The sequence below is a fragment of the Treponema vincentii genome (assembly GCF_018336815.1).
Classification (GTDB): domain Bacteria; phylum Spirochaetota; class Spirochaetia; order Treponematales; family Treponemataceae; genus Treponema.
The window spans coordinates 2,330,079-2,343,201 of record NZ_CP050497.1; the positions used below are offsets into that span (position 1 = coordinate 2,330,079).

Annotated in this window: 13 protein-coding genes; 2 read left to right on the forward strand and 11 right to left on the reverse strand. The window is 46.2% G+C overall.

Features of this window, described 5'->3' with window-relative positions; all coding sequences use genetic code 11:
• Positions 1-4 precede the first annotated feature (4 nt).
• The 6 genes from GWP40_RS10560 to GWP40_RS10585 form a co-directional block, all read right to left on the reverse strand.
• Entirely contained in the window at positions 5-1,039 is a 1,035-nt protein-coding gene (locus GWP40_RS10560) for a S66 family peptidase (protein ID WP_212565301.1), read from the reverse strand.
• A gap of 77 nt (positions 1,040-1,116) precedes the next feature.
• A complete protein-coding gene (locus GWP40_RS10565; RefSeq protein ID WP_212565302.1) occupies positions 1,117-1,398 on the reverse strand; it encodes a type II toxin-antitoxin system YafQ family toxin in 282 nt (93 codons plus the stop codon).
• Positions 1,395-1,667 (reverse strand): type II toxin-antitoxin system RelB/DinJ family antitoxin, encoded by a 273-nt coding sequence (locus GWP40_RS10570; RefSeq protein WP_006188742.1) that lies wholly within the window; start codon positions 1,665-1,667, stop codon positions 1,395-1,397. Before GWP40_RS10570 ends, GWP40_RS10565 begins: the two co-directional genes overlap by 4 nt.
• Before the next feature lie 147 nt (positions 1,668-1,814).
• Positions 1,815-2,279, reverse strand: coding sequence for a hypothetical protein (locus tag GWP40_RS10575; protein WP_212565303.1), 465 nt, complete (start codon positions 2,277-2,279; stop codon positions 1,815-1,817).
• Complete coding sequence (locus GWP40_RS10580) at positions 2,263-2,568, reverse strand: hypothetical protein (protein ID WP_212565304.1); 306 nt, start codon at positions 2,566-2,568, stop codon at positions 2,263-2,265. The genes GWP40_RS10575 and GWP40_RS10580 overlap by 17 nt, the downstream gene beginning before the upstream one ends.
• Positions 2,569-3,271: 703 nt before the next feature.
• A complete protein-coding gene (locus GWP40_RS10585; protein WP_212565305.1) occupies positions 3,272-4,315 on the reverse strand; it encodes a threonine aldolase family protein in 1,044 nt (347 codons plus the stop codon).
• A gap of 148 nt (positions 4,316-4,463) precedes the next feature.
• Here GWP40_RS10585 and thrS point away from each other — a divergent pair, with 148 nt between their 5' ends.
• Positions 4,464-6,224 carry a threonine--tRNA ligase gene (gene thrS / locus GWP40_RS10590; protein ID WP_212565306.1) on the forward strand — a complete coding sequence of 587 codons (1,761 nt, stop codon included), beginning with the start codon at positions 4,464-4,466 and terminating at the stop codon, positions 6,222-6,224.
• 232 nt (positions 6,225-6,456) lie between these two features.
• Here thrS and GWP40_RS10595 read toward each other — a convergent pair whose 3' ends face one another.
• From GWP40_RS10595 to GWP40_RS10615, 5 genes are all read right to left on the reverse strand, one after another.
• Positions 6,457-6,819: a DUF1667 domain-containing protein gene (locus tag GWP40_RS10595; protein WP_162663989.1), complete on the reverse strand. Its 363-nt coding sequence runs from the start codon at positions 6,817-6,819 to the stop codon at positions 6,457-6,459.
• A gap of 11 nt (positions 6,820-6,830) precedes the next feature.
• On the reverse strand, positions 6,831-8,087 hold the full coding sequence (locus GWP40_RS10600) for a phosphoglycerate kinase (RefSeq protein ID WP_162663988.1): 1,257 nt from the start codon (positions 8,085-8,087) through the stop codon (positions 6,831-6,833).
• Positions 8,088-8,418: 331 nt separating this feature from the next.
• On the reverse strand, positions 8,419-10,176 hold the full coding sequence (locus GWP40_RS10605; protein WP_212565307.1) for a RecQ family ATP-dependent DNA helicase: 1,758 nt from the start codon (positions 10,174-10,176) through the stop codon (positions 8,419-8,421).
• A 117-nt stretch (positions 10,177-10,293) separates the two neighbouring features.
• Complete coding sequence (gene deoD / locus GWP40_RS10610) at positions 10,294-10,998, reverse strand: purine-nucleoside phosphorylase (protein WP_212565308.1); 705 nt, start codon at positions 10,996-10,998, stop codon at positions 10,294-10,296.
• A gap of 82 nt (positions 10,999-11,080) precedes the next feature.
• Positions 11,081-11,866, reverse strand: a complete 786-nt coding sequence (locus GWP40_RS10615) for a YesL family protein (RefSeq protein WP_212565309.1) — start codon at positions 11,864-11,866, stop codon at positions 11,081-11,083.
• A 162-nt stretch (positions 11,867-12,028) separates the two neighbouring features.
• Here GWP40_RS10615 and GWP40_RS10620 point away from each other — a divergent pair, with 162 nt between their 5' ends.
• On the forward strand, positions 12,029-13,084 hold the full coding sequence (locus tag GWP40_RS10620; RefSeq protein ID WP_230974415.1) for a phosphate/phosphite/phosphonate ABC transporter substrate-binding protein: 1,056 nt from the start codon (positions 12,029-12,031) through the stop codon (positions 13,082-13,084).
• Positions 13,085-13,123 lie beyond the last annotated feature (39 nt).

Here is a 13,123-nt window from a genome sequence, read left to right on the forward strand (position 1 = left end):
ACTTTCATGCAAACCGTATAACCTGTTTATCCGCATCAACTGTCGCCTCAATGCCGAGCGGAATAATACACCGCGGTGTTGCGTGTCCGATATTAACGTTGTACACAATCGGCAAATCCGGTTTATTGATTTCGCTGATTAAAAGACGTTTGTAGTCTTCGTAATATACTTCGTCCATAGGCTTGCCGACAAGGATACCGTTTATAACTTCAAAAATGCCGGTAGTGTTTAAGGCTTGCAGCATCTTTTGATAGAGCTCCGGTTTTGTATGTTCTTCGCTCGATTCCAAAAGCAGTATTTTACCATGCCAATCATCAATGCTCGGAAAAAGATTATAGCGGCGGCACAAAGCAGGGCTATCCTTATGGCGGGTGTTGTCAAACATATCATACATCGTTTCAATGCAGCCTCCGAGAATAGCGCCGGAGAATACGGAATTCCCTTGCAACAATTCAAATCCATTGTTCCGGTGCCGCACTCTTTTTACACCGATCTGTGATTCATCAAATGCCGTACGCTCACTATACCACATATCGCTCGGGCGGATTTCTTTTATTGTGCCGGTTGTAATCAATTCTTCAAAATATTTTTTTGAATACGGCAGCATTTCATCTTCAAGTTCACAGATATCCGCCACAAACGACTGACCGTAAAAAGTGTTTACGCCTACATTATGCAGCATAAAATGATTCATAGTTGTATCGGAGAATCCGAGAAAAATCTTTTTGCTATGCTGTACCGCCTTCCGTAATTCATCATGTTCAAATAAATACGGCAGCAGCTTGTATGTGTCGTCCCCGCCGATTGCACACAGAATCATATCGATAGACGGATCGGAGAAAGCATCCAATAAATCCTGCGCACGGGCTTCGGGATGACTTTGAAGAAAATCAATTCCTTTACAGGCATTCGCAGTAGTAACAACTTCTATCCCATACGCACGTAAACGCTTAAAGCCCAATTCTTCCTCGTGTTTAATAAACGACTCACCGAGCAAGCCCCGCGAAAGACTGATAATCGCTATCTTTTTTACCGTCATAGTTTTTACTCCTGATATCATTTTTTTTCGGTATGCAAAGCTTTCTTCTCTTTTATTCGTATGATGGGAAATTTTCCCTATTTCTTAAAAAGCTCTGAATGTGAGCCAAGTCTATAAAGCATAAGTACGAGTACATCATTTCTAATTTCATACACCAACAGCCAATCCGGTTCTATGTGACACTCTCTGGTTCCTTTATAGCTGCCTGATAAATCGTGATCTCTATACTTAGCTTCAAGTTTTTCGCCATTTGAAAGTAAATTAATAACTTCTAACAGCTTATCTAAGTTTTTGTTCTGTTTTTTTGCAAGTTTAAGGTCTTTTTTAAATTGAGTTGTAAATTTTACTTCGTATTTCATATTTCCAATGCTTTTCTTAAATCGTCTATATTCGAATATCCTTTTACACTATCATCATAAGCAATTTTTCTACCTTCTTCTATTGCTGACACTGTAGTTGCATTGGGAATATCTAATTTTAAAGCAAACGGGATTCCATTTTCTCTAATGGTTGTTCTTAAAAACATATTGATAGCAGTTGTCATCGTAAGCCCCAATTCAAAAAAAATAGCTTCTGCTTGCTCCTTCATTTCTTTATCGGTTCTGATATTTAAATTTGTTGTTGCCATACTATCAATCTCCGTTTGAAGTATATTATATCTATTTTTCGTGCAATATCAATATATTGTCATTACATGGTTCTCAGTTCATTTTTATAAGTCTGATTTGTACTTTTTACCTGTGTAAGTTTTCTATTTTGTCACCATATACAGAGATCAGAAGACTTCTATTTCTCCGGTATATTCATTTGCTTTTTGTATTAAGGAACCTTTTGCACCCATAGTAAAAGCAATATCACTGCTTCGAATTGCCAACAGTTTATCTCCCGTCTTTATATCCAACATCTGCATTAAAGATTCTGAAAGACGAACTCCGTTATCTTTCAAGGTAAGCCAGCCGTATTTTCTTCCCTTATATGAAATCAACTCACCCTCTTTGAGTGTCCTATCCGCCAAACGAGGGTTTTCTTTTAAGATGTGATTGAGTGTTGAGCGGGAAAGTAGGGGCTCGCTCATCACACAAAATCCGCCCGTCTGCTTACTGCCGGAAACGATGTAAATATATTGCTCTTGGTGTAATTTATATTCTTCCACTGCCGGTAGCGGAAAGATGAGTGCTCCATCTTCCCGTATCTCAGACCAACCGAATATATATTTTCCGCCTTTACTTATCTGCGGCATGTTTACTTTCCTCCAATACTTTTTTCGTTATGCGAATTGCGCCGCTGCTGTGAATACGAACAACAGGATGCGGATCATGTTGTGCAAACCATGCCAGTTTTTCCAAGTACGGTTCTACAGAATGCGGCAGCCGCTTTCCCATTTCACCGAGAAGCCACAACGCTTTTGCTTGTACATCCGCTGAATACTGTTCGCCGAGTTTTGCTGCGACATCATCAATCGCTGTCACCCAATTTGCTTTATTTTTTGTTATTGTTCGTAATTCTTTCAGTATCTCTTTGTCTGTCATTATACCTATTCACATAAAATTTTCTATTGTGCTTTCTCAGCCTTATCCTTCCGATGCAGGGCAACCGCATTAAAAATATTTTCAGCGGTTGCCTTCCTTCTGTGCGAAATTTCATAGGTATAAGGTGAGCGTCTACAATGACGCCGCTCACCTTAACCGTCAAGTTTTCTTTCGAAAACTTGCGTATTGATGTGTGCGCTTTTCGCGCACGAATGCAACAGTTTCCAAAATTCATATTTTGTTCAACTGTTGCATTTTAAGGAAATAAAATTTCGCACATTTTCCCAGTAAATGGGTAAACGTATCAGGTAAAGTAGATAAAAATCGCGGAAAAATTGAGACTGTGAGACCATTTGAACCGCGAAGAGGTTCAACTCTGGTCGAATAGTATCAATTTTTCCGCGGGGTTGTTAAAAAGACGGCCTGATGCGTTTACCCTGCCTTCCGACGCCGCAGTATGATGATAATTGCGGCTATTCCCAAGGCGATAAATACCCAGCCGTACAACAGTGCGATACAGACCGCGGCAAAGGCCTGTACTCCGCCTTTTATTCGTGCGGCGGGTTTAATACCCGCTGTTCCTCAACCGCCATGGATGGCGGTTGTTCCACGCAGTAGCAATGTTGTGGCAGAGCCACAACTTGCAGTCAAAACTATATGCAATGGCCTTTCCCATAGTATTTTCCTTTGAACGTCCTGTCGTTTATGCAAGTGCTTGTAAGAGCTTTTCTACGTTCTCAGGTGTGGTTGCCCAGTCGGTTGCGATGCGGACAACGGTGTGCGAATCATCTTTCTTTTCCCAAAACCCGAATGCGATTTTTTTTGAAAGTTCTGCATAGCGTGTATTTTCAAGGACGATAAAAATCTGATTTGTCGGCGCCGTAAAATATTGTTCATACCCGTGAGAGTCAAGAAAGGTGCGAATGGCATCGGCGGTACGGATCGCATTTTCCCCGATACGGAGATACAGGTCATCGGTAAAAAGCGTTTCAAACTGAATGCCGAGCAGTCTTCCTTTTGCGAGTAACGCACCGTGCTGTTTCATAATGGTAAAAAAATGCGGGCTACGTTTCGGATCGGGAATAACAACCGCTTCTCCGAAGAGTGTGCCGCATTTCGTGCCGCCGATGTAAAAGACATCGCAGAGCGCTGCAAGGTCGGCAAGCGTTACATCGTTTTCTTTGCAAGCAAGCGCATACGCAAGCCGCGCTCCGTCAACATACAGCGGAATATGATACTCGCGGCACACTGCACTGATCGCGCTCATCTCCTGCTTGGTGTAGAGCGTTCCGTATTCCGTCGGCTGCGAGATGTACACCATTCCCGGATGCACCATGTGCTCGTAGTTTCCGTCCGCATAAAAATCCTGTAGATACCGCTTAACCGAAGCGGCGGTGATTTTACCTTTGTCGCAGGCAAGGGGGAGTACCTTATGCCCGCCGAACTCTATCGCGCCCGCTTCGTGTACGGCAACATGCCCTGTCTGTGCCGCGATTACGCCTTCATACCGCTTGAGGAGCGCATCGATAACCGTTGCATTTGTCTGAGTACCGCCGACAAGAAAATGCACAGCGGCCTCAGGGCATTCGCACGCTTTTTTGATAAGGGAGCGAGCCCGTTCGCAGTATTCATCGGTTCCGTAGCCTGCCGTTTGTTCCATATTTGTCTGTACGAGGCGCTGAATAATCGCAGGGTGTGCTCCTTCCATATAATCCGAAGCGAAAGAAAGTTTATACTGAGTTTCCATACTGTCAGATTATCGGATAACAGACTTTTGCGCAAGATTTTTTGACTAGCATTTATGCAGACAGTTTTATGGTATCTTGACAGCCTAAAAATTCGGCGGTATGCTTTTATTTATATTTATATAATGGAAGATATAAAAGGGAGGTCGTATGAACTATTCATTACCGAAATCGGAAAAATTACCGTTACTACGGCACAGTATTGCGCACATAATGGCAGAAGCTGTTATGAATTTATTCCCCGGCACAAAGGTCGCTATTGGGCCTGCCGTTGAACATGGATTTTATTATGATTTTGACCTTCCGACATCGATCACGCAGGATGATCTTGCTCGTATCGAAAAAGAAATGCGCCGTCTTTTATCAACTCCGCAGAACTTTGTAAAAGAAATCGTCAGTAGGCAACAAGCGCTTGAGCTTTTTAAGGATCAACCGTATAAGTGCGAACTTATCAATGATTTACCTCAAGATGCGGAAATCTCGATTTACCGGTCGGGTAATTTTGTCGATTTATGCAGAGGGCCGCATGTTGCCAATTCAAAAGAAATTAACGCTCAAAGTTTTAAGCTGCAAAAAATTGCGGGAGCCTATTGGCGTGGCGATGAAAAACGTCCGATGCTGACCCGTATCTATGGTACGGCATGGGAAACGCCCAATGACCTTAAAACCTATCTGACGATGCAGGCGGAAGCGGAGAAAAACGATCACCGCAAAATAGGACGGGAACTCGATTTATTCCATATCGAAGAAGACAATCCCGGCGAAGTATTCTGGCACCCGAACGGCTGGACGCTCTATTTAACCGTACAGCAGCATGTACGCCAAAAGATTAAAGAGGACGGCTATGTTGAGGTAAATACCCCCTTTGTTATGCCGCAGAGTCTCTGGCTTCGTTCGGGGCACTGGGAAAAATACAAGGAAAATATGTTTATCACCGAAAGCGAGAAACGGGTGTTTGCGCTTAAACCGATGAACTGTCCCGGGCACGTTGAAATCTTTAAACAGGGAATAAAGAGCTACCGCGATTTGCCGCTGCGTATTGCGGAGTTCGGCTCCTGTACGCGGAATGAACCGTCCGGTTCGCTGCATGGGATTATGCGGGTGCGCGGCTTTGTGCAGGATGACGCGCATATTTTCTGTACGGAAGAACAAATTTCCTCCGAAGTGTGCAAGTTCTGTAACCTGCTTAAATCGCTCTATCGAGATTTCGGCTTTGACGATAAAGCTATACTCGTCAAGTTTTCTACGCGGCCTGAAAAACGTGTCGGTGATGATGCAACGTGGGATAGGGCAGAGAATGCGCTTGCGGAAGCGTGTAAAGCCGCCGGTCTTGAGTACGAGATCGCCCCCGGAGAAGGAGCTTTTTACGGGCCGAAGCTGGAGTTTACGCTTGTCGATGCGCTTGGACGTGAATGGCAATGCGGCACCATACAGGCGGACTATCAACTGCCTTCTAAAGACCGATTGAATGCCGAGTATATCGGAGAGGATAACCAAAAGCATCAGCCCGTCATGCTGCACCGCGCGGCGCTCGGTTCACTGGAGCGGTTTATCGGTATTTTGATTGAACAATTCGGCGGTGCGCTGCCGCCGTGGCTCTCTCCGGTGCAGGCAATGGTTATTCCCGTCGCTCCCGTATTTAACGAATATGCCGAAGGTATCGCAGCGTCTCTTTCAAAAGCCGGCTTCCGCGTAAAGGCTGATATTGATACCGACCGTATGAACGCGAAGATACGGAAGTATCAGGAACAAAAAATTCCGTATCAGCTTATTGTCGGCGAAAAGGAAAAGCAGAACAACAGTGTTACCGTCCGGCTTTTGAAAGGAGCGCAAAAAACGATGTCCGTCGATGAATTTACCGCTTTCTTAAAACTCAAGACCGACACCGTTGCAACAAGCGCAGAATTTTAACGGAAAGATATCGTGATGAAGCATCTCTAAATGCTATACCTGAGTTTTTTCAGATACTTTAGAGATGTTCGACCGAAAATAAACCTGTTCGGAAACTTCCGTTTCTGAACAGGTTACCTTGAAATGCAATGTGTAAACGGCAACGACCGGTAGTTCAGCAAGAATTACCGGCCGTTTTGTTATAGGCTCGTGATTGTATGGCGTGTCAAAATCGGCGCCATTGCATCATACACTACTCAGCGCGGCACGGCATATCGCGGGTTGCGACAATGTCGATGCCCGTATGCAGCACGTCGGGAATAATGACTGCTCCTGTCTTTACCGGTGCCGTTACCCTGATTTTGTTGATCTCCGCCATCACCTGAAAAATCATGCCTTTCGGAATAGGCGCAGCGGTTTTAACGGGAAGCGCCGATAAAAAGCCGTTTTCAATGCGCACCGTCGAGCTGATATTTCTTCGAGGATCTTTCATTTCCTGCAAGCCGTACTCAAGCCCTCGCTTACAGCTATATCCTTCTATTGTGTAGGCGCCGTCTTTTTCAATTGCTCGGAGTCTACAGCCCATAGGGCAGGAAACACAGGTAAATTCTTTCATGATACCTTCGTTTATGCATCGAGGCAGGCGATGCCCGGCAATGTTTTCCCTTCCAAGAATTCGAGTGAGGCGCCGCCGCCGGTAGATACGTGGCTCATTTTATCGGCAAGATGGAACTTGTTGACGGCTGCAACGGAGTCGCCGCCGCCGACTACCGTTACTGCGCCTTTTCCGGTTGCTTCGGCCACAAGGCGGGCAACCGCTTCCGTTCCGTGGGAGAAAGCTTCAAATTCAAACACGCCGACCGGGCCGTTCCATACGATGGACTTTGCGTTCAAAATCTCTGCCTTGTACAATTCGATGGTTTTATGCCCGACATCCATTCCCATAAGCGAATCGGGGATGTCGCAGCCGTCCACGCTTTCCGGTTTTGCATCGGCGGCAAAAGAGGCGGCGCAAATATGGTCTACCGGCAGGATTATTTTAACGCCCTTTGCCTCGGCATCGGTTAAAAGTTTCTTTGCCGTGTCGATAAAATCATCTTCCACCAAGGATTTCCCGATTGAATGGCCTTGCGCTTTAAGGAAGGTATACGCCATACCGCCGCCGATAATCAGCGCAGCGGCATTTTTCAAAAGACTATCCAGTACGGCAATTTTTGAAGAAACTTTTGCGCCGCCGATGATGGCGACCATCGGTTTGGGCGGATTTTTTACCATCGGTTCAATATATTTAACTTCTTTCTCCATTAAAAAACCGGCAACTTTTACCTTCATAAATTTCGCGATGGTTGCCGTAGAAGCATGAGCACGGTGTGCAGTTCCGAATGCGTCGTTGACGTATACATCGCCGTAGGAGGCAAGCTCTTTGGCAAGTGTTTCCTGTTCTGCAGTGTCCTTCGAGGTTTCTTCGGGATGGAAGCGCGTATTCTCAAGCATCAAGATACCGCCTTCGGGAAGTGCATCGACTACCGCCTTTTGTCCTTTGCAGGAATCGGCAAGCCGAACGGGCATACCTAACAGTTTTTCCAAATATGCCGCTACCGGCTTCATCTTATGCTTACCGGCGATGTAGGCCTCTTTGTCAAACGGCTTGCCGTCCTTAGCCGCTTTTTCCTCAGCTTTCTTTGAATCTTTGGCAGGATCGCCGAGGTGGCTCATCAACACCAACGAACGCGGCTTTTGCTCTAAAATATATTTGATAGTCGGTAATGCTGCAACGATTCGCGTATCGTCCTGCACAACCCCGTCCTTCATCGGAACATTAAAATCAACCCGCATGATAACACGCTTGCCGTGAAGATCTACATCTCTTACTGTTTTAACCATTGTATTCCTCCGTTATGTGAATGGCAGAGTTCATACACCTGCCAATAGTTTTATATCCGATAAAAATATACTCTGTTATATGAAAAAATGCAAGAATGGACATTGCAGACGGGTAAACGCATTAGGTCGAGTAGATAAACAGCGCAGAATTATTGAGGCTGTGAGACCATTTGAACAGCCTCTCCGTAGCCTTTTGAAAATAGACGATGCAGATACAAGGAGCTAGCTGAAAATAAAGCGGCGGCGTATCTTTGATACGTTGAGCATTTATTTTCAGCGTGCGACGCAGTAGATGCGTCGTATATTTTCAAAAGAACCTGCTGCGTTTACCCTAACATATAAGCGCTCCTTTCCAGAAAAACGCATTGGCAGGGCGGATTTTCCGCTCTTGGATAAGCTGCGAAACAAGGCTGCCAATATCGCCGGCGCGCCAGAGCGGAAGGTTTTCGTGTAATACGCGGATAAGCTGCGGGGCGGTAAACTTTCGCTTATTGACCGCTATAAATGCAATCAATTCCCGCTCATCTTGCGGATACAGAAGCGCAGTTCCGTTACAGATATCGCAACCGGAACAGGCGATGCTTTCATCTCCTGCACGAAGCGGAACAGCCCGCACTTCTCCGAGCGCTTCGAGCAGAACCTCGCGCCGGCAGCGACCGCTTTCAGCAAAATTAACGAGTATCTCCGCCCGTTTCCGCTGTTTTTCAGGCAATAGCGCGATCCGTGCCTTGTCCTCGGGACTCCACAGCAAGACTGCCTGTGCAGGATTACCGTCCCGCCCTCCCCTGCCCGCTTCTTGTATGTATGCTTCGGCAGTGGGCGACGCATTGAGGTGGATCACGGTGCGTACATTCTTTTTATCGACGCCCATCCCCCACGCACAGGTGGTTACCAGTATCGCACTGTCGTGCTGATGGAACCATTGCTCCACCTCATCTTTTTCATCCCGCTGTAAGCCTGCATGATAAAATCGAATCGCCCGATCCCGCAGCGTATAGCGTAAAAATGCGGCAGTTTGTTCCGTGCCGTTCCGCGTCGCACAGAAAATAACCATCGGGCGCTGCCGCTGCATAACCTCTTGCAACAGGGCAGGCGCCTTTACGCGGCATTGCCGTACATAATAGGCAATATTGGTACGATCCGATTCCCCACGTACCAGATGAACCCGTCCGTCAAAAAGCACCTCACCGATACGCTTCAACACCTCGTTGCCTGCCGTTGCGGTAAAAGCGGTAACGGCAGGCGGCTTCAGCGTTTCGATAACCTGTTTTAAGGTTTGGTAGGCCGGCCGAAAGCTGTCTCCCCATTCGCTGACGCAGTGAGCCTCATCTATAGCGAGGTGGGCAATGCCGCGCTTTGCAATACGGTTTAACACTTCTTCCTGCATCAGAATTTCGGGATTGGCAATGATGAGCTTTGCAGGAGGTTTCCCGTCCGTTCCTTCAAGGCGGGCATACTGCGCGGCTCGTTCCTGTCCGCTTTGACCGCCGCGGAACAACACCGGTTCAAGATTGCCTTCGCACATCCGGCGCATCTGATCACTCATCAAGGCTAAAAGCGGATAGATAATAAGCGTCGGCTTATCCAGCAACAGCGCCGGTACCTGAAAGCACAGCGATTTCCCCGCGCCGGTCGGCAACAAAACAATCTGCCTACCCCGCAGCACACCGTCTTCATCGTAAAGCTCGCTTAAAGGCTCGCCTGTGCCGGACAGAAAATCCGGCTCCGTTTGCGATACCGCGGTTCCGAACGGCGCTGTAGAAATTCCGCCCTGCATTGCAGCATTTCCGGACAGCTGTGCGGCAGCAGCGTCGGCAGCTGCTACCGCTTCCGCGGCGTGTACGGCATCGAGGATGTTGGCAATCACGAGCCGCTGCCATGGATACAGTGCCGGAATCCCGAATACGGTCTGAGCACAGAGCGAAACAGCATCGGCTGTTTTTTCCAAGCTGTATTCGGGATTATCCGATTCAAAAATTACGGGACAGCTTTCCGTATCGGGAAGCGGCGCCTCCGATTCAAAAGAGTACAGGATTTCGCCGTCAGGCGTTGTGTTGCCGTCAAGTGTTTTGTTATTGATGATATTCATACCATATATATGCGTCACCAATAACAAAACGGCTTGAAATTTTACAAAAAAGTGGGAACAGGTTATCGAAAAAGTAAACCAACTTTTGAGACATCCCCGCTTTCTTTCAATTTATATTTATTCGGCGATAATTGCCTCAAGTGCGGTTTGCATCATCGCGGTAAAAGACAATTGCCGCTCTTCCGCAGTGGTTTCTTCATGCGTAACCATATTGTCGGATATGGTTAGCAGTGCGAGCGCCTGCCGCTTATACTGTGCAGCAAGGGTATACAGCTCGGCAGCTTCCATCTCAATCGCCAAAAGACCGTACCGCGACCAGAGCTTCCACGTTTCAAGTTCGTCATAAAAGACATCAGAGGAAGCAATGGGACCAACCAACGGATTGTAACCGAGACGAACTGCCGCATCATAAGCATGTTTTAAAAGCTTCCAGTCCGCTGTAGGCGCGAACTGGGTTCCGCGGAAACGGAGCGTATTTGTCCCTGAGTTAGTCGCAGCGCTCATCCCGATAATCAATGAACGCAGCGGAATATCTTTTTGCAAAGCTCCCGCAGTACCGATACGGATAGCCTTCTGCACGCCGTATTCACGGAAAAGCTCATTTACATAAATGGAAATAGAAGGCTGCCCCATACCGGTTCCCTGCACGGAAACCTTTATACCCTTATACGTGCCGGTAAACCCATACATACCGCGGACTTCATTGTAGCAGTGCGCATTTTCCAAAAAATTTTCGGCAACGAACTTTGCCCGCAGCGGATCGCCCGGTAACAATATCCGTTCTGCAATTTCGCCTTGTTTTGCTCCAATATGAACACTCATCATATCCTCCTTGTCAAACGTATCAAAATCATTATGAATGATCTCTAAAAACCAATCGAGTCTTCAGAGACAGCTATGCTTATCAATCTTTCCACGGAAAAATAAGATTGCGGATTGTCCGTGTTCCGACTGTTTCCCGATCTTCCGCCAGCAATTCATCCCATGGTATTTGTTTCCTCACGGTCTGAATCGGTATTTCAGGATGCTGCTCCATCCAATCATACTTATACATTCTCAGTTTAAAAGCATTGTTCCATGCAAGCAAGAGTCCCGAAAAGCCCGGCACCAAAAAAGCTAAGAACGGGGTCAATATAACGAGGACGACGCTGTACAGCAGCATAAAGAGCGTGAATCCGGTATTATCAAAAAAAATAATAAAGCACTTTTTAAGGCATTTGCGAAAATTCGATTCCAGCCGACTCCGTATCGGAAAGAACCATAAAAGTGACAGCTGTATAACCGCAAAAATCCAGATGACACTGATACCGAGAAAAAGACCGAGAAAATTGTGAAATGAAAAATAGTAGGGAACGGCGACTCCGACAACAACCCAACAAAAAGTTTCGACTAATGAGAATAAAACACCGTGTCGCCACGTACGTTTGATTTCTCCGCCGATTTCTTTCAATGAAAACGATTTATAATCGGCTATACGGGACATCAAATGAGAGACGGCTAAAAGCAGCACTCCCATCAATATGAGACAAACAAACAAGCTCAATAAAGACAGCGTCGGCATTGATGACAGTAGGTAGGACAAGCCGAAGAATAAAAAAACAATCAGTATACATGCAATATTGAAAAGAGCGAGCGGGAGAAAATTATCCCATCCGTCAAAAAAATTTTTTTTGAGAAAAAATCCGATCATGCGGCGATAGTAACACAAAAAGCGGAATAATACTATCCGTGCCGCGGCATAGCAGAATCGGCGGGCGGTTGCATAAAGACTTCAATTATAGTAGACTGGCGCCCATAATCAAAAAAACGCTAAAGACTGCTTTTAGCGATTTCCTAAAATGTGGAGAAAGTGATGAAATCCTCTTTATTTTGTGCTGCAGCCACTTCATCAGCAGAAAAGACGCTGCGGTATGTTAAACCGTTTCTTTGTATGATGTGCCTTTCAGTTGTGCTTGTTTGTTCATGCAGCAAAGCTGAACAAAAACCGCTTACAATGGTTTTTTATCCAAATGAGTCAAGCGAATCCATGAAAGATGCCCGCGCAGCATTCCAAGAAATTTTAAAAGAAGCCGTCGGTCGCGATGTTGAAATTCTTACCACGACCGATTATAACATCGCATTGGAAGCGCTCGTTTCCGGCAAGGCCGATATGGCTTATGTCGGCGCCGAAGGATACCTGACCGCTCACAAGCGGAACAGCGCCGTTATCCCTATTGCGACTAATTCGGGTTCCAGCGGGACGCTTGACGATGCAAAGTATTACAGCTTTATCGGCGTGCAGCGGAAAGATGCCGGTACCTATAGAAAAGCGGATGGTAGTTTTGATTTAAGCCTATTAAAAGGAAAAAGAATGTCGTTTGTGGCGGCAAGCTCTACTTCGGGCTTTGTTATTCCCGCAAAAGTTTTAGCAGCTGCTTTTTCTCTTGATAATACCGACGACCTTATATTGAGCGACAAAGTATTTTCCAAGGTGTTATTTGCCGGTTCTCATCAAGGCTCGCAGGTAAACCTTTTCCGCGGCGATGCAGATGCCGCAGCTTTTGCTATCCCGCAAACAATCGGCGTGTATGAACTGCTTGAAGGTGAAGATTATAGAACAGGCGCAGTTTATCGCGTAACCGAAGGAGCTGATGAACCATTCACATCCTTTGCAGGAAGTGAAATGACCGTAATCCGCTCCATCCCCGTCTTAAATGCGCCGATTACCGTCAATACGAACACGGTTTCAGCCGCGGATATACAAAAGATACGAGAAGCGCTGACTTCGGACAAAACGGCAAATAATCCCGGAATTTTTAACGTAAAGGATTCCGGTAAAAAGGGCATATATCCTAAGTATTCCGAAAAGACGCGGTTGGTTGCTACCGATGATGCATGGTACGATGAACTTAGAAATTCTACCAAGTAATGCAGTATCATCCGGTATCTTACTTGATGTTGATTAAAG

Excerpts from the sequence above, each read along its gene's own strand:
- GWP40_RS10585 (WP_212565305.1), bottom strand. The coding sequence starts at position 4,315 with ATGGAAACTCAGTATAAACTTTCTTTCGCTTCGGATTATATGGAAGGA.
- GWP40_RS10620 (WP_230974415.1), top strand. The coding sequence starts at position 12,029 with ATGAAATCCTCTTTATTTTGTGCTGCAGCCACTTCATCAGCAGAAAAG.
- GWP40_RS10580 (WP_212565304.1), bottom strand. The coding sequence starts at position 2,568 with ATGACAGACAAAGAGATACTGAAAGAATTACGAACAATAACAAAAAAT.
- GWP40_RS10595 (WP_162663989.1), bottom strand. The coding sequence starts at position 6,819 with ATGAAAGAATTTACCTGTGTTTCCTGCCCTATGGGCTGTAGACTCCGA.
- GWP40_RS10570 (WP_006188742.1), bottom strand. The coding sequence starts at position 1,667 with ATGGCAACAACAAATTTAAATATCAGAACCGATAAAGAAATGAAGGAG.
- GWP40_RS10600 (WP_162663988.1), bottom strand. The coding sequence starts at position 8,087 with ATGGTTAAAACAGTAAGAGATGTAGATCTTCACGGCAAGCGTGTTATC.
- GWP40_RS10575 (WP_212565303.1), bottom strand. The coding sequence starts at position 2,279 with ATGCCGCAGATAAGTAAAGGCGGAAAATATATATTCGGTTGGTCTGAG.
- GWP40_RS10565 (WP_212565302.1), bottom strand. The coding sequence starts at position 1,398 with ATGAAATACGAAGTAAAATTTACAACTCAATTTAAAAAAGACCTTAAA.
- GWP40_RS10560 (WP_212565301.1), bottom strand. The coding sequence starts at position 1,039 with ATGACGGTAAAAAAGATAGCGATTATCAGTCTTTCGCGGGGCTTGCTC.
- GWP40_RS10615 (WP_212565309.1), bottom strand. The coding sequence starts at position 11,866 with ATGATCGGATTTTTTCTCAAAAAAAATTTTTTTGACGGATGGGATAAT.
- GWP40_RS10605 (WP_212565307.1), bottom strand. The coding sequence starts at position 10,176 with ATGAATATCATCAATAACAAAACACTTGACGGCAACACAACGCCTGAC.
- thrS (WP_212565306.1), top strand. The coding sequence starts at position 4,464 with ATGAACTATTCATTACCGAAATCGGAAAAATTACCGTTACTACGGCAC.
- deoD (WP_212565308.1), bottom strand. The coding sequence starts at position 10,998 with ATGAGTGTTCATATTGGAGCAAAACAAGGCGAAATTGCAGAACGGATA.